The organism is Sphingomonas epibiotica (genome assembly GCF_039615155.1).
Lineage (GTDB): Bacteria > Pseudomonadota > Alphaproteobacteria > Sphingomonadales > Sphingomonadaceae > Sphingomonas.
Genome location: NZ_JBDGHY010000008.1, coordinates 1 through 24,138 on the forward strand (window position 1 = coordinate 1; position 24,138 = coordinate 24,138).

Genomic DNA, 24,138 nt, shown 5'->3' on the forward strand with positions numbered 1-24,138 from the left:
GACCGTCGCGACCGGTGCCCTTGACCTTGGCCGGGTCGACACCGTGTTCGAGGATCGCGCGACGCACCGACGGCGACAGCGCGGCGGCGTCGACATTGCTGTCGCCAGCGGCCGGAGCCTGCTGCGCAGCGGCCGGGGCGGCGGCAGGCGTGGCTGCGGCGGGTGCCGGAGCGGCTTCCGCCTTCGGGGCAGCGGCGGCGCCGTCGCCCGATTCGATCGTCGCGATCATCGCGCCGACCGACACCGTGTTGCCGGGCTGCACGGCGTGCTGCCCCATGACGCCCGCGACGGGTGCCGGCACCTCGACCGACACCTTGTCGGTTTCGAGGCTGGCGATCGGTTCGTCGGCGGCGACCGCCTCACCGGGCTTCTTCAACCATTCGCCCAGCGTCGCTTCGGTGATCGATTCGCCCAGCGTGGGGACCAGAACTTCGGTTGCCATCGGATCTTCCTCATCTCCCCCGTGTCGGGGGTAATAACACGGTTAGGATGCGGCCTTGCCGGTGGCGCGGTCGCCCTCGGCCTGACGGGTGCGGCGGATTTCGTCGCGGACATTGTGGCCGAGCGCATCGGCGACCAGCGCGCCCTGTTCGGCCTGGTGCCGCTTCATCAGCCCGGTGGCGGGCGATGCCGCCGCCGCGCGACCGGCATAGCGGGCGCGTGCGACCGGGGCACCGGCCTCGGCCAATGCTTCCTCGATCGCCGGTTCGACCAGGAACCACGAACCGTTATTCTTCGGCTCTTCCTGTGCCCAGACCACGTCGGTCAGGTTGGGCAGTCGCTTCAGGCGCTCGACCAGCGCGTCCGACGGGAACGGGTAAATCTGTTCCACGCGGACGATCTGGGTCTGCGTATCGCCGGCCGCATCGCGCGCCTCGATCAGGTCGAACGCGACCTTGCCCGAACACAGCACCAGCCGGGTCGTGTTCGCATCGGCCGGTGCCGACGGATCGGACAGCAGCCGCTTGAAGTGGGTACCCGGCAGGAAGTCCTCGGTCTTCGACACCGCCAGCTTGTGCCGCAGCAGCGACTTGGGCGTCATGATGACCAGCGGCTTGCGGAAATTGCGATGCATCTGGCGGCGCAGCAGGTGGAACAGGTTCGCCGGCGAAGTGACGTTGGCGACCTGCATATTGTCGCCAGCGCACAGTTGCAGGAAGCGTTCGAGACGTGCGGAGCTATGCTCCGGACCCTGGCCTTCATAGCCGTGCGGCAGCATCATCACGAGGCCGTTGGCGCGCAGCCACTTGGCCTCGCCCGCCGCGATGAACTGATCGATCATGATCTGCGCACCGTTGGCGAAATCGCCGAACTGCGCTTCCCAGATGACCAGTGCCTTCGGATCGGCGAGCGCATAGCCATATTCGAAGCCGAGCACGCCATATTCCGACAACGGGCTGTCGAGCACCTCGAAGCTGCCATGCTCGATATTGTTGAGCGGGACGTACTTATGCTCGTCGGTCTGGTCGACCCACACCGCGTGGCGCTGCGAGAAGGTGCCGCGACCCGAATCCTGCCCCGACAGGCGGACGCCGAAGCCTTCCGAGAGCAGCGAACCGAAGGCCAGCGCCTCGGCCGTCGCCCAGTCGAAGCCTTCGCCATTGGCGAACATGGCGCGCTTGGCGTCAAGGACGCGCGAGAGCGTCTTGTGGACCTGGATGCTGTCAGGGATCGTGGTCAGCGTACGGCCGAGCGAGTCGAACAGCTTCTGTTCGATGCCGGTATCGACCGAGCGACGCGAGCCTTCAGCATCCATCGGCGCGTGCAGGCCCGACCAGCGACCGGCGAACCAGTCGGCGCGATTGGGCTTGTAGCTCTTGGCGTTCTCGAACTCACCTTCGAGCAGCTGCGTGAACTCGGCGGTCTTGGCGGCGACGAATGCGTCGTCGATCACGCCTTCTTCCTGCAACCGCTTGCCATAGATGTCGCTGACGCCGGGATGGCCCTTGATCTTCGCGTACATCAGCGGCTGGGTGAAGGACGGTTCGTCGCCTTCGTTATGGCCGAAGCGGCGATAGCACCACATGTCGATGACGATGTCGCGCTTGAACGCCTGACGGAATTCGATCGCCATTTTGGTGGCGAAGGTCACCGCTTCGGGATCGTCGCCGTTGACGTGGAAGATCGGCGCCTGCACGCCCTTCGCCACGTCCGACGGATAGGGCGACGAGCGTGCGAATTGCGGGCTGGTGGTGAAGCCGACCTGGTTGTTGATGATGAAGTGGACGCAGCCGCCGGTGTTGTACCCGCGGATGCCCGAGAAGCCGAGGCATTCCCACACGATCCCCTGACCCGCGAATGCCGCGTCGCCATGGATCAGGACCGGGAGCACCTGTTCGTGCTTTTCGAGGTCGCCACGGAAGGTCTGCTGCGCGCGCACCTTGCCCAGCACGACCGGGTTGACCGCTTCGAGGTGGCTGGGGTTGGCGACCAGCGACATGTGCACCGACACGTCGTCGAAGCTGCGGTCGGTCGAGGTGCCGAGGTGGTACTTCACGTCGCCCGAACCGCCGATATCGTCGGGGTTGGCGCTGCCGCCCGCGAATTCGTGGAACAGCACGCGGAACGGCTTGGCCATCACGTTGGTCAGCACGTTCAGGCGACCGCGATGCGCCATGCCGTAGACGATTTCGCGCACGCCGAGCTGACCACCATATTTGATGACCGCTTCGAGCGCCGGGATCATCGATTCACCGCCGTCGAGGCCGAAGCGCTTCGTGCCGACATATTTGCGGCCGAGGAACTTTTCCCACTGTTCCGCCTCGATGACCTTGGCGAGGATCGCCCGCTTGCCTTCGGGGCTGAACTGGATCGCCTTGTCGCGGCCTTCCATCCGGTCCTGCAGGAACTTGCGCTCCTCCACGTCCGCGATGTGCATATATTCGAGGCCGACATTGCCGCAGTAATTTGCGCGCAGGATGTCGACGATCTCGCGTACGGTCGCCCATTCGAGGCCGAGCGTGCCGCCAAGATACACCGGCGTGTCGATCTCGGCATCCGAGAAGCCGTGATATTCGGTGCGCAGGTCTTCGGGCAGTTCGCGCCGGGCGAGGCCGAGCGGATCGAGATTGGCAGCAAGATGGCCGCGCACGCGATAGGTGCGGATCAGGATCTGCGCGCGGATCGCGTCGCCGGCGGCCTTCGCCACATCGACCTTGGGCGCAGCGGGGGCAGCGGCTGCCGGGGCGGGCTTGCCGCCGCGCGCGGGCTTGGGCGCCGGCTCCATCTGCGTCGGGTCGAGCGCGGCGGTCAGCTCGTCGGTGTCGGTCAGCGGCCAGCGCTTGCTCGCCCAGCTGGGATGCTGCGTCGCGCCCTCCAGCCCTTCGAACCACTGACGCCAGCCGGCATCGACCGACGAGGGATCCTCGCGGTAGCGACCATAAAGCGTTTCCACGAATGCCGGGCTGACGCCGGCGGCGATGTCGAAATCCTGGCCTTCGTAGCCCATGGTCACATCCTGTCCGCTTGTGCCCGGTCGAACCGGGCGGTGCCCCGTGCGGGTGGTCGCACGGGGCAAGTCACCTTCAACCGTTCAGCACTTCGAGCAGCGTCGAACCCAGCTCGCTGGGGCTCGCCGCAACCTTGATGCCGGCGGCTTCCATCGCCGCGATCTTGCTTTCCGCGTCGCCCTTGCCACCCGACACGATCGCGCCGGCATGGCCCATGCGACGGCCCGGAGGGGCGGTGCGGCCCGCGATGAAGCCGGCCATCGGCTTCTTGCGGCCACGCTTCGCTTCGTCGATCAGGAACTGCGCGGCCTGTTCCTCCGCATCGCCGCCGATCTCGCCGATCATGATGATCGACTGGGTTTCGTCGTCCGCGAGGAACAGCTCCAGCACGTCGATGAAGTTGGTGCCGTTGACCGGATCGCCACCGATGCCGACGGCGGTCGTCTGACCCAGGCCGGCGTTCGAGGTCTGGAACACCGCTTCATAGGTCAGCGTGCCCGAGCGCGAGACGACGCCTACCGAACCCTTCTTGAAGATCGAACCCGGCATGATGCCGATCTTGCACTCGCCCGGCGTCAGCACGCCCGGGCAGTTCGGGCCGATCAGCCGCGACTTCGACCCCGACAGCGCGCGCTTGACCTTGACCATGTCGAGCACCGGAATGCCTTCGGTGATCGCGACGATCAGCGGGATTTCGGCGTCGATCGCCTCGAGGATCGAATCGGCGGCGAAGGGCGGCGGAACGTAGATGACCGAGGCGTCGGCGCCGGTCTTCGACTTGGCTTCGGCGACGGTGTTGTAGACCGGGAGACCCAGATGCTCGGTGCCGCCCTTGCCCGGCGTCACGCCGCCGACCATCTGCGTGCCGTACTCCAGCGCCGCCTTGGTATGGAAGCTGCCGGTTTCGCCGGTCATCCCCTGGGTGATGACCTTGGTGTTCTTGTTGACGAGGATGCTCATTGCGTTCTCCGAAATATATTGAGCCAGCTCGCCTTCGGCGTCGCGGGCGTATCTTCAAGCGATTTGAACTGATCGGCGACCTCACGCCATGCACCGCCGGAGGGAGGGCTGCGTTCGTCGCCGGGGAAATAGATTTCTCCGTTCCCCTCGTCTCCGCTTACATCGTAAAAACCGACCCGATGCTCGACCGCTAGCCGGCGAACTGCTTCATAGGCTTCTTCGGCAACAGACCAGCGGAAATCGACGTAGATCACATGGGCGCCCACGCTGTACCCGGTGACGTGCGGGTCATCGATCCGATCGTCCTCTACTTCCTGCATATCAGGCCATGCCAGAAGCATGGCCTGATGCCAGTGTCGCAAAGCCTCGGGCAGTGCTTCGACCGTTCCCTCGCCTTCGCCCCAATCCGTCTGCGCTTCGAACCACTGCATGAATGCAGCACGTCCTCTGGGAGCGACGCTAGGGTCGAATACGAGGAGGTCGTAGCTCACCGACCTTACGCCAACGTCTCGTCGATCCCCTTGCAGGCGACCAGCAGTTCCTTGACCGCATCGACCGATACCTGAAGGTTCGCCTTGGCTTCGTCGCCCAGCTTCACTTCGACGATCTTTTCGACACCGCCGGCACCGATCACGACGGGCACGCCGACATACAGATCGTCGACGCCATATTCGCCCGACAGATACGCCGCGCACGGCAGGACGCGCTTCTGGTCATAGAGATAGGCTTCGGCCATCGCGATGCCGCTGGTGGCGGGCGCGTAGAAGGCCGAACCGGTCTTGAGCAGCGCGACGATCTCGCCGCCGCCGCCGCGGGTGCGCTTGACGATGGCGTCGACGCGTTCCTTAGTCGACATGCCCATTTCGATCAGGTCGGTGACCGGGATGCCCGACACGGTCGAATATTCGAGGACCGGGACCATCGTGTCGCCATGGCCGCCCAGCACGAAGCTGTTGACGTCCTTGACCGACACCTTGAACTCGTCCGCGAGGAAGTGGCTGAAGCGCGCGCTGTCGAGCACGCCGGCCATGCCGACGACCTTGTTGTGCGGCAGGCCGCTGAATTCGCGCAGCGCCCACACCATCGCGTCGAGCGGGTTGGTGATGCAGATGACGAATGCGTCGGGGGCGTTGTTCTTGATGCCCTCGCCGACGGCCTTCATCACCTTCAGGTTGATGCCGAGCAGGTCGTCGCGGCTCATACCCGGCTTGCGGGCGACGCCGGCGGTGACGATGATGACGTCCGCGCCCGCGATATCGGCATAGTCGTTGGTGCCGGTGATCGTAGCGTCGAACCCTTCGACGGGGCCGCACTGTGACAGGTCGAGCGCCTTGCCCTGCGGCACGCCGTCGACGACGTCGAACAGAACGATGTCGCCCAGCCCCTTCAGAGCAGCGAGGTGGGCGAGCGTGCCGCCGATGTTGCCAGCGCCGATCAGCGCGATCTTCTTGCGAGCCAAGACGTCTCTCTCCGTAGCAAGTCGGGCGCGGTCCTGCCGCGACGCGGGCGCTGTACGGCGTTTCGGGATGAGAAACAACCCTAAAGCGTATCTTATCGATAATGGATCGCAAATGCAATAAAGTACCAATACCGCAGAAATTCCCGGTTCGGCGTTCGCACATCTCAAAATATGCCGCCATATCGGCCGATCGAGGCGACAAAGCGCGATTCGGTGCGTTCGAACGTGCGACTCTGATGGCAAGCGGCGCGGGCTTTGCTATGCAGACCTATAATCTCGATCGCTACTCAAGGTTTCGTCCATGCCCAACGCCCGTATCTATCAGTATCCCAAGAACGCGATGCAGTCGGGGCGCGCCAAGACGCAGATTTGGATGCTCGAATTCGAACCGGCCGAACCGAAGCAGGCCGATCCGCTGACCGGCTGGGCCGGGTCGGGCGACACCCGCGAGCAGGTGAAGCTGCGCTTCCCTTCGCTCGACGCGGCGACCGACTATGCGAAGCGCGAAGGTATCGATTTCCACGTCGTGCCGGCACCCGAACGCAAGTTGAAGCTGCAAGCCTACGCTGACAACTTCAAATGATCCGCACCTGCCTCGCCGCGACCGCCATGCTGATTGCCATGCCGGCGTTGGCGGCGACGCCCATCGCCGGGCGCTACGTTACCGAGGACGGGTCGGGCGTGATCGAGATCGGCCGTTGCGGCGCCACCATGTGCGGCAAATTGGTCCGTATCCTCAAGGCCGAGCCGAACGCGCCGAAGACCGACGTGAACAACAGCGACCCGGCGCTGCGCTCGCGACCGATTCTGGGGATGCCGATCCTCAGTGGTTTCACCGATGCCGGGAAGGACTGGCGCGGCCGGATTTATGATCCGCGCAACGGCAAGACGTACAAGTCGATTGTCTCACGCAACGGCGACGGCACGCTGAAGGTGCAGGGGTGTATCGCGTTCCTGTGCCAGACGCAGACGTGGAAGCCGGCGGCCTGACGATCAGGCGGCCTCGGCGATCCGGGGCAGGGTGATCTCGGGCAGGCAGCGCAGTCCCGGGCGGGCGAACAGATAGCCCTGCATGAAGCGGATGCCGATCGCGCGCAGGACGGCATATTCCTCGATCGTCTCGACCCCTTCGACGATGATCGCCATGCCGAGCGACGTAGCGATCCGCACCATTCCCTCGACGATCAGGCGGCGGGGCGTGCTGACGTCGATGCCGCGGATCAGGTCCATGTCGAGCTTAAGCATGTCGGTCTGGAACTGTGCCAGCAGCCCGAGGCCGGCATGACCGGCGCCGAAATCGTCGAGCGCGGTGGCGAAGCCCATCCGGCGATAGGCGTCGACGATCGTCCGGACATGACCGACATCGCCCATTTGTTCGTTCTCGGTGAATTCGAAGATCAGTCGTTCGGTCGGCAGGCCGCTCGCCCGCGCGCTGGCGAGGGTGACTTGGATGCAGGCGACTGGTGAGTATACCGCGTTGGGCAAAAAGTTTATCGACAGCCGCGCGTCGGTGTCGAGGATGCCGGCGGCGACAGCGCCCTCGATCGCGGCGACGCGACATTGCTGGTCGAACGCATAGCGATTTTCGCGAGTCACGCCCGACAGCACGGTCGCGGCGCTTTGTCCTTCGCTGCCACGGACCAGGGCCTCATAGGCAAAGGGCAGGCCGGTTTCGACGTCGACGATCGGCTGGAACGCCATCGCGATCGCGAAATCCTGTTGTCTTGTGCGGCAACCGTCGCAACCTGATGGCATTCGGAGTTCTCCCGTCTGCCGCCGTTCTACGCGCAAGTCGCTAACCGGATGTGAAGTATCTTCGTCAGCTTTTCGGATGAGGGGTGGACGCAGAAAGGCCGGGAAGGGACCACCCTTCCCGGCCTTTTTGTTCGGGTCCGGATCCGGCGACGGCAAAGCCGCCGCCCGTCGGTCGGGTGACAGGCACCCGCCGGCCGGATCGACGTGCGTCCTGCGCGAGCCATCGCTCGCGCAGGCCACGTTCGATCAGAAGTCCATGCCGCCCATGCCGCCCATGCCGCCGCCGGCGGGCATGGCCGGAGCCTTGTCCTCGGGCAGTTCCGAAACGGTCGCTTCGGTGGTGATGAGCAGGCCGGCGACCGAGGCCGCGTTCTGCAGCGCGGTGCGGACGACCTTGGTCGGGTCGATCACGCCGGCGGCGACGAGGTTCTCATACTGGTCGGTCGAAGCATTGAAGCCGAACGACGTGTCGCTCTGGTCGAGCAGCTTGCCCGAGACGACCGCACCATCATGGCCGGCATTCTGCGCGATCTGACGCACCAGCGCGGTCAGCGACTTGCGGACGATGTCGACGCCGCGCGTCTGGTCGTCGTTCACGCCGGTCACGCCTTCGAGCGCCTTGGTCGCGTACAGCAGCGCGGTGCCGCCGCCCGGGACGATGCCTTCTTCGACGGCCGCGCGGGTCGCGTGCAGCGCGTCGTCGACGCGGTCCTTGCGCTCCTTCACCTCGACCTCGGTCGCACCGCCGACCTTGATCACCGCGACGCCACCGGCGAGCTTCGCCAGACGCTCCTGCAGCTTTTCACGGTCATAGTCCGACGAGGTGACTTCGATCTGCTGACGGATCGCATCGGTGCGGCCCTTGATCGCTTCGGCTTCACCGGCACCATCGACGATGGTGGTGTTGTCCTTGTCGATCGTGACGCGCTTGGCGGTGCCCAGCATGCCGAGCGTGACGGTCTCGAGCTTGATGCCGAGGTCCTCGCTGATGACTTCGCCCTTGGTCAGGATCGCGATGTCTTCGAGCATCGCCTTGCGACGATCGCCGAAGCCCGGTGCCTTGACCGCTGCGACCTTCAGGCCGCCGCGCAGCTTGTTGACGACGAGGGTCGCCAGCGCTTCGCCTTCGATGTCCTCGGCGATGATGAGCAGCGGACGGCCCGACTGCACCACCGCTTCGAGGATCGGCAGCATCGCCTGCAGCGACGACAGCTTCTTCTCGTGGATCAGGATGTACGGGTCGTTGAGTTCGACCTGCATTTTTTCCGGGTTGGTGATGAAATAGGGCGACAGATAGCCGCGGTCGAACTGCATGCCTTCGACGACGTCGAGTTCGAATTCGAGACCCTTGGCCTCCTCGACGGTGATGACGCCTTCCTTGCCGACCTTTTCCATGGCTTCGGCGATCTTCTCGCCGACTTCACGGTCGCCATTGGCCGAGATGATGCCGACCTGCGCGACTTCCGACGAACCCGAGACGGGCTTCGAACGGCTCTTCACGTCCTCGACCACCTTGGTCACGGCGATGTCGATGCCGCGCTTCAGGTCCATCGGGTTCATGCCGGCGGCGACCGACTTCATGCCTTCGCGCACGATCGCCTGGGCCAGCACGGTGGCGGTGGTGGTGCCGTCGCCCGCGATGTCGTTGGTCTTCGAGGCCACTTCGCGCACCATCTGTGCGCCCATGTTCTCGAACTTGTCCTTCAGTTCGATTTCCTTGGCGACCGACACACCGTCCTTGGTGATGCGGGGCGCGCCGAACGACTTGTCGATGACGACGTTGCGGCCCTTCGGCCCCAGCGTGACCTTCACCGCGTCGGCGAGGATGTCGACGCCGCGCAGGATGCGTTCGCGGGCGTCACGACCGAATTTTACGTCCTTGGCTGCCATGGTGGCTACCCTTTCAGAATGGAATTGAGTTGGTCAGGATTCTTTGATCTGGGCCCCGGCCTTCGCCGGGGTTGATACCCGTCGGCTCAGCCGACGATCCCCAGAATGTCCGATTCCTTCATGATGAGCAGGTCTTCGCCGTTGACCTTGACCTCGGTGCCCGACCACTTGCCGAACAGGATGCGGTCGCCGGCCTTGACGTCGAGCGGGGCGACTTCGCCCTTGTCGTTCTTGGCACCGGCGCCGGCGGCGACGACTTCGCCTTCCTGCGGCTTTTCCTTGGCGGTGTCGGGGATGATGATCCCGCCGAGCGTCTTTTCCTCGGCTTCGACGCGGCGGACGAGCACGCGGTCGTGCAGCGGACGGAAGTTCATGCGCGATTCCCTTTAATTGGTAGTCCGAAACATGTCTTGGCACTCACCGTTCGGGAGTGCCAGCAGCCGGGATATGTGCAGCCGTTCATCGACCGTCAAGCGCACCGGGAACAATTTTGATGCTGGTACGTGGCGCCCGTCAGACGGGTCGAACCAACCGGAGCCGATCGCGGCGACGCCAGCGGTCGACCAGCAGCAGCGCGACGGCGAGCAGCCCGAGCGCCAGCCCGATCCACACCCCAACGCCGGCCAGTCCAGTCCAGAAGCCGAGCACGACCGAGGTGGTAAAGCCGATCCCCCAATAACCGATCAACGCGATTACCATCGGCACCCGCGTATCCTGTACCCCGCGCAACACGCCCGCCGCCACCGCCTGTGCCCCGTCGGCCAACTGGAACACGGCAGCGACGGCGAGATATTGCAGCGCCAGCGCGACCATCGCCGCGTTGGCGGGTGCCTGCGTATCGACATAGACCGAGATGAACGCGCGCGGTGCGATCCACAGCAGCAGCGCGGTGAACCCCATAAAGCCGGTGCCGACCGCCAGCGCCGCCCAGCCCGCCCGCCCGATCCACACCCGATCGCGCGCGCCATAGGCGAGACCGACGCGGATCGTCGCCGCCTGGGCGATGCCGAACGGCACCTGGAACAGGAAAGCGGCGATCTGCAGCGCGATGGCGTGCGCAGCAACCTCCGTCACGCCGATCCGGCCCATCAGGAAGCCGGCGGCGGAGAACAGCGCGCCCTCGAACGTCATCGTCGCCGCGATCGGCACGCCGAGCACGACGATCTGACGCAGGCGCGCCCATTCGCCGCGCCACCAATTGCCGAACAGGCGGAAGCGCCGCAGCCGGCGATCGGCAAGCAGGACGATGGCATAGGCGAGCATCATCGCAATCGCGGTGCTCAGGCTGGCGATCGCCGACCCCTCAAGCCCCAATGCGGGGAAGCCGAGATTGCCGAACACCAGCAACCAGTTGGCGAGGATCGAGACGACAAGGCCCAAGGCGGTGATCGCCATCGCCCAGCCGGCGCGCCCAAGTGCCGAGGCGGTGATCCGCATCACCGTGCCGGCCAGCGCCGGAATCATCGCCCAGAGCAGAATGTCGAGAAACGCGTCGGTGCGCACCGCGACGCGCGGATCCTGTCCGGCGAGCAGCAACAGGCTCTCACCATGCGCCAGCAGCGCCATGAACGGCAGGCTGCCCAGCACCGCGATCCATGCGCCCATGCGGAACGAGCGTCGTACCTCGCGCACGGCATGGCGGCGACGCCCGAGTTCGGCGGCGATGATCGGCGCGGCGGCGCCGACCAGACCCGACATGGCGAACAGGATGACGCTGTAGATATAGACGCCGAGCGTGGCGGCGGCGAGTTCGACCGCACCCAGCCGGGCGACGAACACCACATCGACGGCATAAACCGCCATCTGCAACAGGTTCGCGCCGACCAAGGGTGCCGCCAACCGCAGCGTCGCGGCCAGTTCGGCGCGGGCGCTGGCGGGTGCGGCAGGGGCGGCTGCGTTGGTCATGGGCGCGCGTGTAACGGGTTCGACGGGGGGAGGCCAGTTGGGGAGGATCGTCACCTGCTACACCGTTCGTCCTGAGTAGCCGCTGAGCCTGTCGAAGCGGCGTATCGAAGGACCGCCACAGGTGCTTCGATACGGGCCTTCGACTTCGCTCATTCCCTACTCAGCACGAACGGTATGGTTTGTATTCTCCCGCGCCCCTTCGTGGGAGTGACGGTGCGAGCGGTAGCCTGTGTCCACCCGATGACGTCGCCGGTAAATCCCGGTAGGATGAGGCGATGACCGACAATGCCGAGCCACGGCCGAACCGCGCGCCGCGGCGCGATGCGCAGTTGCGGCGCGATGCGCTGATCGATGCGGCGGCGACCTGTTTCGCCGGACAGGGCTATGGCGTGCCGCTGGAGACCGTTGCTGCCGCCGCCGGGGTCGGCCGGGCGACGCTGTATCGCAATTTCGACGATCGCGAGGCGCTGGCGCTGGCGATCTTTTCGCGCGAGGTCGACCGGCTGGCAGCGATGCTCGATCCCGATGCGCCGATCATGGATACGATCGCGACGATGGTGCGCGCCGGGACGGGTGCGTTTTCGCTGTTCGCACGGATTTCGGCCGAACTGCATCTCGACGATGCCAATCGCGCGGCGTTTCAGGCGCTGGGCGTCCGCATGGAAGCGATTCTCGCACCGGCGCTCCACGCGGCGCAGCGGCGCGGCGAGGTGCGGGCCGACGCCACCCCCCGCGATCTGGTGATCGCGCTGCGCATGGCCGGCAGTCTGGTGCTGCCGGTGATGAGCGACGACGAAGTCGGCGTGCAGATCGAGACGGGGTTGCGGCTGCTGTTTACGGGGCTGCGTCCGCGCTGACAGGATCGGTCCAGCCCAGGCCCAGCGCCTTGTTCACCGCGATATAGCTTTGCGTCAGCCCGGCGCGCGCCTGCGCGACGGCGCTGGCGGCCGCGAGTTGCTGGCGCTCCACGTCGAGCTGATCGATCAACGTCGCGGTGCCGGCGGCGACGCGCTGGCGGTTGAGCGCGGCGGCGCGGGCGGCGGTCGCCTCGACCTGGACCAATTGCCCCAGTTGCCGGCGGCGGTTGCCGAAGCGCGACAGCGCGGTCTCAGCATCCTGCAACGCGTCGAGCACGGTACGGCGATAGGTCGCATCGGCCTGATCGCGCTGCGCCTCCGACACGCGCGTCGCGGCCTTTGCGCGGCCGAAATCGAGGAACGACCAGTTGAGCGACGGTACGGCGAGCGCGGCGAGATTGCCGAGGTCGAAGATCTTTTCGGGCGAGGTGCCGCCGAGCCCCAACAACCCGAGGAAGCGGATGCCGGGCAGTTCGCGCGCCTTGCTGACCCCGATTGCGGCGGTACCGGCGGCGAGCTGACGCTCGGCCGCGCGGATATCGGGGCGGCGGGCGATCAGCGATGCGGGATCGCCGACCGCGACGCTTTGCGGCGGGAGCGGCACCGGGGCGGGCGGGGCCAGCGTCGCGTCGAGCGTGCCGGGGGTGCGGCCGGTCAGGACCGCGAGCTGGTTCAGATATTCATCGCGCTGCGCGGCGAGCGGGATCGTCTCCGCCTGCGTATTTTCCAGCTGGGTCTGGAGCCGCTCGATCGCGAGTTTGGAGGCGGTGCCGGCGGCGAAGCGCTGGCGGGTGAGGTCGAGCTGGCGCTGTTGCAGGCGGGCGTTGGTTTCGCTCAAGGTGATCCGCGCCTGGACGTCGCGGAGCGCGACATAGGCCTGCGCGACGGCAGCCGACAGCGATACCTGCGCGTCGGCGAGGTCGGCGCGGCGGGCACCGGCGGTCGCCTGTGCCTGTTCGACCGTCCGGCGGCCGCCGCCGAACAGGTCGGCCTCCCACGAGGCATTGAGACCGAGATTGTAGAAGCTGGCGCTGGTGCCGCCCGCCCCCCGTTCGATCGGCGGGAGTTCGGCGAAGATCGCGGTGCCGTTGGCGCTGGCGCTGGGGAGCTGGCCGGCGCGCTGTTGCCCCAGCCGCGCTTCGGCCTCGCGCAGGCGGGCGGTCGCGAGGTCGATGGTCGGGCTGTCGGTCAGCGCGTCGTCGACGAGGCGGGTTAGCAGCGGATCGTTCAAACCCTCCCACCAGCGGGCGAGGCCGGGCGCGGGGGTGAGCGCCGCGTCGGTCGCGCGGACGAAGCGGTTCGTATCCGATGCCGTTGCAGGCGGGCCGGCATAGTCGGGGCCGACGGTACAGGCACCGAGCAGCAACAGGGCGAGCAGGGGAAAAGATCGGGTCATCAATGCACCATTGCCGGTTCGGCGCCCGTAGGCAGCGGTCGCAGGAACAGGACCAACGGCAGGACGGCGAAGGCGCCTATGCCCATGATCCAGAAGATGTCGTTGTAGGTCATCGTCAGCGCCTGTTGCGCAATCTGTTGCGATAACAGGCGTAATCCGGCGGCCGGGTCGCCGACCGACTGGCCGAGGCCGTGGACATAGTCTTGCACCGACGGGCTGTTGGCGCTCAGGCTTTCCTCGATCCGGCGCGAATGGAAATACATGCGCTGGTCCTGCAGGATCGAGATTCCGGCCAGCGCGAAGCTGCCGCCCAGATTGCGCATCGCGTTGAACAGGCCCGACGCGTCGCCGGCCTCCTCGGGCGGGACCGAGCGGACGCAGGCCTGGCTGAGGAACAGCATCGCCAATATCTGCCCGACGCCGCGCAGCAGTTGCGACACGGTGAAGTCGGGGCCTGAGGATTGCGCGGTCAGGTTCGCGTCGAGCAGCGCGGCGCTGCCCATGATGAGTAGCCCGGCCGACACAGCGATGCGGATATCGATTCGTTTGAGCAGGATCGGGACCATCGTCATCAGGATCAGGCTGGGGATGCCCGAGAGCAGCACGACCTTGCCCGCCTGCAACGCGTTGTAATCGGCCAGCGCCGCGAGGAATTGGGGGATGGCGTAGCTGGTGCCGTAGAGGACGATGCCGAGCACCACGCCCATCAGCGCGACCGATCCGAATTGCCGGTCGAGCAGCAGTTTCAGCTTGATGATCGGGCGCTGCGCCGTCGCCTGTCCGTAGAAGAGCAAGCCGAAACCGGTCGCGCTGACGAACGCCATCCAGCGGATCAGGTCGGAATCGAACCATTGTTCGCGCTGCCCGTCCTCCAGCAACACGGTGAGGCCGCCAAGTCCCAGCGCCAAGCCGGCGATGCCGAACCAGTCGGCCTCGCGGAACAGTTCCAGCTTCGCCTTTTCGTGGCGAAGGCCGACGAGGAGCAGCGTGACGAGGATCGCGCAGATGGGGACGTTGAGGAAGAAGGCATAATGCCAGCTGATATTCTCGGTCAGCCAGCCGCCGACCAGTGGCCCGAGCACCGGGCCGAGGATCGCGGTCACGCCGAACACGGCGATGCCGATCGGCTGCTGCGAGCGCGGCAGGCGCTGGGCGATGATCGTCTGCGCGGTCGGGATCATCGCCCCGCCGGTGAACCCCTGTCCGACGCGGCCGATGATCATCATCGGCAAGGTGGTGGCGATGCCGCAGACGACCGAGAAGATCGTGAACAGCCCGGCGGCGATCAGCAGGAAGGTGCGCAGGCCCAGCATCCGCTGCAACCAGCCGGCCATGGGGATGATGACGATTTCAGCGACCAGATAGGCGGTGGCGATCCACGTCCCCTCGGTCCCGCTGGCGCCAATTTCGCCCTGAATGGTCGGCAGCGCGGAATTGACGATCGAGATGTCGAGCGTCGCCATCAGCGCGCCGAGATTGCCCGCGATCACCGCCAGCCACGCGCTCAGGTCGGCGCGCTGCGGCGGGGCGGCGGCGGTCTTCGCCGCACTGGCCATGTCAGCGCCCCGCCTGCTCGCGAAGCTGCTCGATTTCGTCCTTCGCCGATTTGGTGTCGACAGTGACGGTCACCGACAGGCCGGGAACCAACAGGCGGCGGGCGGCGGGCGTCGCCTCGATCGAGACGCGGACCGGCACGCGCTGCGTGATCTTGGTGAAGTTGCCGGTCGCATTCTGTGGCGGCAGCAGCGAGAATTGCGCGCCGGTACCCGGCGCGAGGCTTTCGACGCGGCCCTTGATCGGCACATCGTCGAGCGCGTCGACATGGATCTCGACCGGCTGGCCCGGCCGCATGAGCGCGAGCTGCGTTTCCTTGAAATTGGCGGTGATGTAGAGGCGGTCGAGCGGCACGATCGACATCAACCGGGTGCCGGCCTGGACATATTGGCCGATCGTCACCGTCCGGTCGCCGATCCGCCCGCCGATCGGCGCGGTCAGTTGCGTCGCGCCGACATCGACACTCGCAGCGGCAAGCTGGGCACGGGCGGCCTGCCCCTGTGCGCGGCCCTGCGCCACCTGGGCGTCGAGCGAGCCGACGCGGCGCTGCTGGGCGGCGACGGCGGCCTCCGCGGCGCGGACATTGTCGGCGGATTGACGCGCGGTGACCTCGAGTTGGGCCAGCGTCTGGCGGGTTTCGGCGCCCGACGCGGCGAGCGGGCGATAGCGCGCGACCTCGGCAGCGTCATAGGCGGCCTTGCTGCGCGCGGCGGCGAGTTGCGCGCGCGCCTGATCGATCGCGGCATATTGTTCGGCGATCTGGGCGCGGGCGGTATCGGCCTGTGCGCCGGCGACGGCGATCTGCGCCTCGGCCTGTGCCGCCTGCGCGCGCGCGTCGCGGGGGTCGATGCGGACCAAGGGCTGGCCGGCGCTCACGTCCTGATTTTCGGCGACCAGCACCTCGGCGACATAGCCCGACACGCGCGGGGCGATCGTGACCATGTCGGCCTGCACGGTCGCGTCGTTGGTCTCCTGCATATATCTGCCGTGGTTCTGGTAGCCGATGTACCACCAGATGCCGGCGACCAGCGCGACGACGAGCAGGAGCAGCAGGATGACCTTAGCCCGGCCGTTCTTGCGGGTCGGGACGGGTTCGTCCTGGACAGTGGCGGGCACTTCGTCGGGCTGGTGGTCGGTCATGCGTGGTCGTTCCGAAAAGCCGCGGAACGCCGCTTCGCCCGCTGCATCGCACAATAAGCGGACAAAGTGTCCGGTTCAAGGTCGACGGGTCAGATTCTTCACGTCAGGATCGATGGGTCGGCGGTGCGGAGGGTGGCGAGGATGGTGGCGATCAGCAACTGATCGTCGTTCCGCAGGAAATGCCCGCCGGGCAGGCCGACGACCTGCGCGCCGCTGCCGCGCAGGGTCGGGCACAGGCTTTCGGTTTCCTGCCTGCCATAGATGCAGATGACCGGCGCCCAGTGCAGCGCGCGCATCCCGGCCTCCGGGTGCGCGTCGGGGGTGCCGTGATAGAGGATGCCGGTCGGGTCGGAGCGGAAGAACACCGTCTGCGCCGGCACGACGACGTTGATCGCCGCGACCTTCGCGCGCAAGTCGGCGGGTAGGTCGGGGGCGATGGCGGAGACGATATCGGCGCCGAACGACTGGCCCATCAGGATCACGCGGCGCGCCCCGGTTTGCGCCAGCGCGGTGCGGATCGCGCCGGTGACGATCGCATCGGCCTGTGCCCGGCTGCGCGTCGTGCCGAAATTGACCGGCGAGCTGACCCCGATCACCGGAATGCCGTGCGCGGCGAGCGCGGGAACGACCTTGCTGCCCATGCCGAAGCGCAGCCCCATGTCGCCGGAGAAGTACACCGCGACGACGTCGGGATGCTCGCGCCCCTGAAAGAAGCGGATCGACTGGGTATCGATTAGGTGGAGGGCGGGTGCGGCCAGCGCGAGCAGCATCAGCAGCCCGGCGAGCAGCGCGCTGATGCCGATCCGGCGGCGCAGGCGGTGGCGGCGGCGGGCGCGAGGCGACAGGGTCATGGATGGACTTTCGCTTCGTCCGTGGGGGCGGCGGACGCGGGGGCGGGGGGCAGATATTGGGCAGGCTGCGGGCGGCCGATCAGGCGGGAAAGGTCGCGCAACCCCTGCAACAGGCCGATGCCGCCGGGGCCGGCGATGTAGCGCGGCTCCCAGCCGGGGGCGAACTTTTCCTTGTACGTACGAAGCCCGCGAAAGCCGTAGAAACGCTCGCCATGGCGGAAGATGAATGCCGCCGCCTTGGCCCAGGCGGGGGCGAGGCGGCGATCCTCGATCCCCGACAGCGGCGCCATGCCGAGCGAGAAGCGGGCATAGCCCTGCGCCTGCGCCCACAGCATCAGGTTGACGAGCAGGAAATCCATCGTTCCCGGCGGTGCGTCGATCCGGTGGCGCATCAGGTCGACCGAGGCTTCGTTCTTCGATGCGGTCAGCCATAGATTGGCGAAGGCGACGATGCGGTCGTCGATCGTCACCACTGCGACGTCGAAATGGCTGAGATAGGCGCGGTCGAAATGGCCCAGGCTGAAGCCCTTTTCGCGCTGCGCCTTGGCCATCAACCATTCGTCGGACACGCTTTCGAGTTCGTCGATGATGGTGCTAAGTTCGCTGGCAGCGACGATGTGCAGCGTCGCGCCCTTGCGCGCGACGGCGCGTTCGGACTTGCGCAGCGCGCGCAGGCGGGGGGTGTCGAGGGTGAAGGTCGTGAGGTCGACCACCGCATCCTCGCCATATTTAACGATGTTCAGCCCCATGCCGATCGCGATGTCGAGAACGGGAGAGGAGACTTCGTAGAGCAGCAGCCGCCCCTGTTCGCGGTCGGCGAGATCGCGCAGGTTCCACAGCAGTTCGCCCCATGCTTCACGCGGGCCGACCGGATCGCCCATTACGATCCAGCTGGTGCCGTACACCTGATACATGACGAAGGCGTCGCCCGCCTGCGACAGCAGGAAGCGTTTGTCGCCGGTCAGCGCCAGCATCGCATCGGTGCGGTTGGCGGCGTTCAGGATCCGGCGGACGCTGGCGGCGTCGATGGCGGAGGGGGCGGCACGCAGCGGGGCGGCGGTCGGTGCCATCAGCCGCCAGATACAGGCCCCGCCCAGCATCACGATCACGCCCAGCGATGCGCGCAGGAAGCGGGGTGCATCGCTGTGCAGCGCGAATTTCCACCACAGATTTTCGGAGTAGGGCACGTGGCGATAGGCGAAGAAGCCCGCCCAGATGGTCAGCGCGATGACCGCTGCGACCGATGCGATCCAGCCGGGGCCGATCGGCTGGCTGGTCAGCGTCGTGCGGCGGTAAAAGGCGCTGCGCGTCCATTGCAGCAGCGCGGCGACGGTCAGGCAGATCGTCGCTTCCTCATAATCCAGCCCCTTGCCGATCGAGAAGAGCGCGCCGACGATCAACAGTCCACGGGCGGCGACGAATGCGCCGTCGAGCCGGCGATACAAAGCGGGGGCCAGCAACAGCAGCCCGGTGCCGGTCAGGCTGGCGGCGATGCTGCTCGCCTCGATCATCGGCAGCGGCAGGATCGCGGCGAGGTCGCCCATGCGCGCGCGGACCGACGGCAGCGATCCCGACAGCAGCAGCATCGCGCCGGTGGTGAAGGTCGCGGCGCTTAAGGCGAGCGGGGCGACGCCGGTGGCGACCGCGCGCACGCCCGACAGGAAGCGGACCGAGCGCCGCCGCTGCCGTGCGCCCTCATGCCATGCCAGCACGAGGATGCCGAGCGCGAGCGGCAACAGATAGTAGAGCACGCGGTACGCGATCAGCGCGGCGAACAGCGTCGCGCGACCTGCGGGGACGACCGCCAGCACCACCGCCTCGAACACGCCGATGCCGCCGGGAACATGGGTGACGACCGCCGCGACGATGCCGAGCGCATAGGCGAGGATGAAGGCGGGGAGCAGCGCCGGGGTCGCGCCGGGGATCAGCACGAACAGCGCGGCGCTGGCGCAGCTGATGTCGAGCAGCGCGATGGCGATCTGGAGCAGCAATTGCGTCGGCGTCGGCAGCGGGATGGTGAAGCCGAACAGGCGGATCGGGTTGCGGACCAGCGCGCAGGCGGCGAGCGAGGCGATGGCGAGGAGGGCGATCGCCCAGCCGGCGAGCGCGACCTGGCCTGCGCTCAGCTTCAGCCCGACCAGATCGAGCGGGCCGTGGTGAAGCAGCAACGCCGCGCCGGTGACGCTGACGACCCCGGCCCAGAAGGTGCCACTGGCGATGGCGACGACGCGGGCGACATCGGGGCCGTCAAGCCCGGCGGCGGTATAGATGCGGTAGCGGGCCGACCCGCCGGTCAGCAGCGCGAGGCCGAGATTGTGGCTGAGCGTATAGCTGGTGAAGGAGGCGAGCGCGGCGGTGCGCCATGGCAGCGGGCGGCCGATCACGCGCAGGGCCAGCAGGTCGTAGAAGGTCAGCGCCAGATAGCTCCCCGCCGTCGCCAGCAGCGCCAGCACGATCCGGTGCGGCGACAGCGCGTGCATCGCCGCGCGGACATCGGCGAAGCGCACCTCCTGCGTCAGATGTTCGAGCGCGGCGAAACCGAGCCCGATCAGCGCGAGGACGATCAGGACGCCGATCGGCGTGCGATAGCGTTCGATCCAGCGGCGCAGCTCAGCCATGCGGCACCTGAGCGATGCGGGTCCAGCGCTGCGTCCGGCACAGCATGTCGCCGATCAGACAGCCGCGAATCTGCAGGCTGTCGGCGGAGGGCAGTTCGATCCGCGACGAAAAGCGCCGGCCCATATCGGGGACGAACACCGTGCCCGCCCAGGCGCCGTTGCCGGTGGCGGCATAATCCTCAAGCAGTTCGGTGCCGATCAGCCGGTCGGTGCCGCCGGCGCGGGCATCGGCCTGGGCAGTGGGACTGGCCCAGACGACCCAGCCGCACAGCCGGCTGCCACAGGCGGCGGTGCGTACCGCCACGTCGTGGTGCGGGCTGATCCATATCCCCGCCGGGGCGGGTGCCGCCGCCGCCGGCACGGCGAGTGTCGCCGCCAGTATCGCCAACCATGTGCGCATCGCCCGCATCCCCTTCATGATCGGGGGATGTAGCCGCCGCATTCTTGCCGGGCGTTCAGCGCGCGCTGAACAATCGGTAATCTTCTACCGATTGAGCGAATAGGTGATGAGGAAACAGGCGGCGGTCAGCAGCAGCATCGCACTGATGAAAGTCGCATCGGCGATCCGCTCCAGCCAGTGCAGCCGGCGCACGCCCTGAACGCGCAACGCGAAATAGGAACTGAGCGTCGCGATCAGGAAGATCAGCGCGTCGATCGACAGCAGATCGTCGGCGATGGTCTGGCGCGCGCGGAAGGTGATAGTGACGTGGAGCAGGCCGATGCCGGTCAGACAGACGCCGACCATCGCCGCGGCGATCGGGCAGATCATCTGGCAGGTTCGCTCGTCAAGCGTGTCGCGACGGTTGCGCCGTCCGGCGCGCGGCGGATCGATGCGGCTGGTCATGACGGTGCTGCGGTGCGGCGAACCGGGCGGCGACGTCAAGCAAAGAAACGGGCGTGGCCGAGGGATCGGCCACGCCCGTCAGTTGGGGGAGGGTTCGGGCGGGATCAGAAGCGCCCGCGCACACCGACCAGCAAGGTGCGGCCGGGATTATATTCGTTGAAGGTCGCGTTCGGGAACTGGAAGTAGCTCGACTGCGCTTCCTTGGTGATGTTGATCACGTTGACGACGACGGTCGGCAGGTAATCGTTGCCGAGGATCTTGCCGAGGTCGAGATTGCCGGAGAAGTCGAGCTGCCCATAGCTGCGGCCGAAGATCGCGGCGGCGGGCAGGCCGTTCTGGTTCAGGCCCGACCCCTGCGACCCTTCGTTATAGGTATAGGTCAGCCGCGCCGACAGGCCGTTGCCTTCATAATAGCCGGTCAGCGTATAGGTGGTCGGCGCGACGCCCAGCGCGATGGCGGGCGCGCCCTGCCCCTCGCCGCGCTGGTCGATCAGCGTCAGATTGCCCTGCACGCCGAAGCCTTCGACGCCGATATAGCGGGTCAGAAAGTCGAGCGGCTGGGTGACCTGGAATTCCAGACCATTGACCTTCAGCTTGCCGTCGGCGTTGACCTGCTGCTGGATCTGCACCGGCACCGCTTCGGGAGCGATCCCCGCCGGACGCGCCCGGTCGAGCAGCGCCTGCTGCTGTGCCTGGGTCAGCGAGGCGAAGGTGATGCCGAACGGTTCGAGCGTCGAGAACGGCACGGTGGTGATGCCGTTGACGGTGAAGCCGGTGATCGATTTGCGGAACGCCGCGAACGCGATGACGCCTTCGCCGCCGGTATAATATTCGAAGCCGAGGTCGATGTTGTTCGAGATATACGGGCTCAGCGCATTGTTGCCGAGCGTGCCGACATCGGCCGAGGGCGAGGTGAACGACGCGCCCGGCAGCAGCTGGTTCGGATCGGGCCGAGTCATCGTCCGCGAGATCGAGCCGCGCGCCACCGCCTTGCGCCCGAAGCTGTAGGCGACGCTGGCCGAGGGCAGGAAGTTCGAATAGAGGCGGTTCGTCTCGGTAAAGTTGATGAGCGCCGGATAGCACGACCCGTCGAGCGCGAAGTTGTTGGCGCTGCTCCCCGGGCAGGTCACGCCGCCCCGGGTGTTCAGCGGGTTCGGAATGGTGGTGCGCCCGCCGACGATCTGTTCGGTGCGGACATAGCGCAGCCCGCCGTTCAGCCGCAGCGTGTCGTTGTCGCCGATATCGATGACGTCGTTCATCTCGACAAAGGTGCCGGTGACCTTTTCGCGGATCAGGCCGCCATTTGCGCCGCTGCTGCCCGACCCGATTTCCGTCGCGCCGGCGAGCAACTGGTCATAGCCGGTCGCGGCCTTCACCTTGGCCCAGTCGACGGTGATGAAGCCGTTGTCGCCGGGCAGCAGGAACGAGGGCACGGCGGCGGTCGGGATCAGCGACCCGCCATAGACCAGCGGCTGACCGCCGGCGGTGAAGCCGGTGCCATAGGCCGGATAGGTGGGATAGCCGCTCGGCGCGACCGTTCCGGGCAAGTTGGCGCCATCGCACAGCGGCTGACGGTTCGGACCCGGCAGGATGACGTTCGGATTGTTGCCGCAGATCGCGGCCTGCCACGGATTGGTGTTGTCGAACGGGGTGATCCGGCGCTGCGTATCGTCATAGGCGCCGCCGACGCGGACGCTGAAGCGCTGATCGTCGCCGAACAACAGGCTGCCGCGGATGCCGCGCGTCTCGGTCCGGCGCTCTTCGCCGTTGAGGTTGACGCGGCCGCCGCCGGCCCAGCCGAAATTGCGCGGATCGTTCAGGTCGATATTGCTGGTGATCGACGGGATGCCGCCGTCATTCCGGTAGGTGACGGTCGTGCCGCTGCTGGCGGGGGTGATGACGAGGAAGGTCGGGCTTTCGCGGCGGAAATTGCTCTGCGTGTAGTTCGCCTGCAAATCGCCCTTGATGAAATCGTTGACGACGAATTCGACGCCGGGGTTCACGCCCCAATAGTCCTGCGTATCCTTGTACGGGCGATATTCTAGGAAGAACTGCGCATTGGCATAGGTGCCGCCGGTGACGGTGCAGCCGACCGAACAGTCGGTCTTGTCATAGGTGGTGTTGAGCGGGATCGCCGCGCCGTTGCGCACCGCCCAGTTCATCGCGTTGCGGGTGAACTCGGTATCACGCTTCGCATACATGCCATCGACATAGAAATGCAGCGCGTCGCTCGGCCGCCATTCGAGGCTGACGAGACCGTTATAGCGCGTGCGTTCACCGATTTCGGTGCGCGGACGGCCGAGACGCGGAAGCAGGCCGTTGTCGATTTGCTGGATCGTGGCACCGGGATTGTTGCGCAGCAAAAACGCTTCGTCGATGACGGTGCCGGGGATCAGCCCGTTGCCGGCATTGGCGGGCACGGTGCCCGGAATGGTGAAGTTGCCGCCGCCGGTCGCGTTGCGGGTCGAACTGCTGCTTTGTGCCGCGGTCAGGTTCGGGTTGGTCCAGCCGATGGTTTCGAACCCGTCGACGCGGAACTGGTTATGGACCGCCGCCCCGCCGACGAGGATGCCGAAATCGCCGAACGTCGCACTGGCCAGCACATGGCCGCGATAGCCCCATTTATCGGCGCTGCTGACCTTCGATCCCTGCAGGCCGTAGCTGACATAGGGCTTGGGATTGTCGAACGGCCGGGCCGAACGCAGGTTGACGGTACCGGCGGCGCCGCCTTCGATCTGGCTGGCGGTCGGCGACTTGCTGACGGTCAATTGGGTGAACAGCTCGGTCGGGATCAGGTCGAGATCGACCTCGCGATTGGTGCTTTGCGCATCGAAGCGGACCGAGGCGATCGCGACCGGCGCACCGTTGAGCAGCACGCGGGTGAAGTTGGTGCCGAGGCCACGGATCGCGACGTTGGCGCCTTCGCCGGTGACTTCGCGGCTGATGGTCACGCCGGGGATGCGGTTGACCGATTCGGCGATGTTGGTGTCGGGGAACTTGCCGATATCCTCGGCAAAGATCGTGTCGGTGAAGCCGATCGAATTGCGCTTCGCATTGGTTTGGCTGGCGAGCGAGGCGCGGTAGCCGGTGACGACGATTTCGTCATTGCCGGTCAGTGACGGATCGGCCGGCGGCTGGTCGGTCGAATCGATCGCGGTCGGCTGGGTCGCGCCCGCGCCGTCATTGGTCTGGGCTGTCGGCGCTTCGTTGGTAGTGGTCGTTGCGGTCTGGGCGAGGGCGGGCCAGGCGGTGCCGGCCAGCAGCAGCGCCGACACGGTACCAGCACGGCGCAACAGGGTGTTCGTCAACATCTCAACTCTCCCACCAGCGCCCCGAATTCGGGGTCGCGTCCATTCGCAACGAATGATCAGTTGGTGTGGTAGCGCTATCACATGATAGGCGTCAAGCCAGTCCGGACAATTGGTTTGGCCGATATCGGTCACATCGATGACAGCCATGT

General features: G+C 66.6%; 20 protein-coding genes. 3 read left to right on the top strand and 17 right to left on the bottom strand.

Annotated elements, in window-relative coordinates:
• The 5 genes from AAIO73_RS15795 to mdh form a co-directional block, all read right to left on the bottom strand.
• Positions 1-442, bottom strand: a 442-nt coding sequence (locus AAIO73_RS15795; protein WP_345879180.1) for a biotin/lipoyl-containing protein, incomplete at its 3' end; no start/stop codon positions are given.
• 42 nt (positions 443-484) lie between these two features.
• Entirely contained in the window at positions 485-3,448 is a 2,964-nt protein-coding gene (locus tag AAIO73_RS15800; protein WP_345879182.1) for a 2-oxoglutarate dehydrogenase E1 component, read from the bottom strand.
• Positions 3,449-3,524: 76 nt separating this feature from the next.
• Positions 3,525-4,409 (bottom strand): succinate--CoA ligase subunit alpha, encoded by an 885-nt coding sequence (sucD, locus tag AAIO73_RS15805; RefSeq protein WP_056001204.1) that lies wholly within the window; start codon positions 4,407-4,409, stop codon positions 3,525-3,527.
• Entirely contained in the window at positions 4,406-4,840 is a 435-nt protein-coding gene (locus AAIO73_RS15810) for a hypothetical protein (protein ID WP_345879185.1), read from the bottom strand. Before AAIO73_RS15810 ends, sucD begins: the two co-directional genes overlap by 4 nt.
• A gap of 65 nt (positions 4,841-4,905) precedes the next feature.
• Positions 4,906-5,868 (bottom strand): malate dehydrogenase, encoded by a 963-nt coding sequence (mdh, locus tag AAIO73_RS15815; protein WP_345879186.1) that lies wholly within the window; start codon positions 5,866-5,868, stop codon positions 4,906-4,908.
• A 301-nt stretch (positions 5,869-6,169) separates the two neighbouring features.
• Between mdh and AAIO73_RS15820 the strand changes: the two genes are divergently transcribed.
• Complete coding sequence (locus AAIO73_RS15820; protein ID WP_056001213.1) at positions 6,170-6,451, top strand: ETC complex I subunit; 282 nt, start codon at positions 6,170-6,172, stop codon at positions 6,449-6,451.
• Entirely contained in the window at positions 6,448-6,858 is a 411-nt protein-coding gene (locus AAIO73_RS15825) for a DUF2147 domain-containing protein (RefSeq protein ID WP_345879188.1), read from the top strand. The genes AAIO73_RS15820 and AAIO73_RS15825 overlap by 4 nt, the downstream gene beginning before the upstream one ends.
• Before the next feature lie 3 nt (positions 6,859-6,861).
• Here the strand turns inward: AAIO73_RS15825 and AAIO73_RS15830 are convergent, their stop codons facing one another.
• The 4 genes from AAIO73_RS15830 to AAIO73_RS15845 form a co-directional block, all read right to left on the bottom strand.
• A complete protein-coding gene (locus AAIO73_RS15830) occupies positions 6,862-7,623 on the bottom strand; it encodes an EAL domain-containing protein (RefSeq protein WP_526023818.1) in 762 nt (253 codons plus the stop codon).
• Positions 7,624-7,869: 246 nt separating this feature from the next.
• Positions 7,870-9,513, bottom strand: coding sequence for a chaperonin GroEL (gene groL / locus AAIO73_RS15835; RefSeq protein WP_345879192.1), 1,644 nt, complete (start codon positions 9,511-9,513; stop codon positions 7,870-7,872).
• Positions 9,514-9,599: 86 nt separating this feature from the next.
• On the bottom strand, positions 9,600-9,887 hold the full coding sequence (groES, locus tag AAIO73_RS15840; RefSeq protein ID WP_066692772.1) for a co-chaperone GroES: 288 nt from the start codon (positions 9,885-9,887) through the stop codon (positions 9,600-9,602).
• A 139-nt stretch (positions 9,888-10,026) separates the two neighbouring features.
• Positions 10,027-11,418, bottom strand: coding sequence for an MATE family efflux transporter (locus AAIO73_RS15845; protein ID WP_345879198.1), 1,392 nt, complete (start codon positions 11,416-11,418; stop codon positions 10,027-10,029).
• 275 nt (positions 11,419-11,693) lie between these two features.
• On the opposite strand from AAIO73_RS15845, the gene AAIO73_RS15850 reads away from it, so the two are divergent.
• Positions 11,694-12,275, top strand: a complete 582-nt coding sequence (locus AAIO73_RS15850; RefSeq protein WP_345879199.1) for a TetR/AcrR family transcriptional regulator — start codon at positions 11,694-11,696, stop codon at positions 12,273-12,275.
• Here AAIO73_RS15850 and AAIO73_RS15855 read toward each other — a convergent pair.
• The 8 genes from AAIO73_RS15855 to AAIO73_RS15890 all read right to left on the bottom strand — a co-directional run bounded on the left by AAIO73_RS15855 (position 12,253) and on the right by AAIO73_RS15890 (position 23,989).
• Positions 12,253-13,671 (bottom strand): efflux transporter outer membrane subunit, encoded by a 1,419-nt coding sequence (locus tag AAIO73_RS15855; protein ID WP_345879201.1) that lies wholly within the window; start codon positions 13,669-13,671, stop codon positions 12,253-12,255. The two genes, AAIO73_RS15850 and AAIO73_RS15855, sit on opposite strands and share 23 nt — an antisense overlap.
• Entirely contained in the window at positions 13,671-15,227 is a 1,557-nt protein-coding gene (locus AAIO73_RS15860) for an MDR family MFS transporter (protein WP_345879202.1), read from the bottom strand. Before AAIO73_RS15860 ends, AAIO73_RS15855 begins: the two co-directional genes overlap by 1 nt.
• A 1-nt stretch (position 15,228) precedes the next feature.
• The gene (locus AAIO73_RS15865; protein ID WP_345879204.1) at positions 15,229-16,365 is read right to left on the bottom strand and encodes an HlyD family secretion protein; all 1,137 of its coding nucleotides are present in this window, start codon (positions 16,363-16,365) and stop codon (positions 15,229-15,231) included.
• 98 nt (positions 16,366-16,463) lie between these two features.
• On the bottom strand, positions 16,464-17,216 hold the full coding sequence (locus AAIO73_RS15870) for an AcvB/VirJ family lysyl-phosphatidylglycerol hydrolase (RefSeq protein WP_345879206.1): 753 nt from the start codon (positions 17,214-17,216) through the stop codon (positions 16,464-16,466).
• The gene (gene mprF, locus AAIO73_RS15875) at positions 17,213-19,834 is read right to left on the bottom strand and encodes a bifunctional lysylphosphatidylglycerol flippase/synthetase MprF (RefSeq protein ID WP_345879208.1); all 2,622 of its coding nucleotides are present in this window, start codon (positions 19,832-19,834) and stop codon (positions 17,213-17,215) included. Before mprF ends, AAIO73_RS15870 begins: the two co-directional genes overlap by 4 nt.
• Positions 19,827-20,252 (bottom strand): DUF2147 domain-containing protein, encoded by a 426-nt coding sequence (locus tag AAIO73_RS15880; protein ID WP_345879210.1) that lies wholly within the window; start codon positions 20,250-20,252, stop codon positions 19,827-19,829. The genes mprF and AAIO73_RS15880 overlap by 8 nt, the downstream gene beginning before the upstream one ends.
• 66 nt (positions 20,253-20,318) lie before the next feature.
• Entirely contained in the window at positions 20,319-20,678 is a 360-nt protein-coding gene (locus AAIO73_RS15885; protein ID WP_345879212.1) for a hypothetical protein, read from the bottom strand.
• A 104-nt stretch (positions 20,679-20,782) separates the two neighbouring features.
• Positions 20,783-23,989: a TonB-dependent receptor gene (locus AAIO73_RS15890; protein ID WP_345879214.1), complete on the bottom strand. Its 3,207-nt coding sequence runs from the start codon at positions 23,987-23,989 to the stop codon at positions 20,783-20,785.
• Positions 23,990-24,138 lie beyond the last annotated feature (149 nt).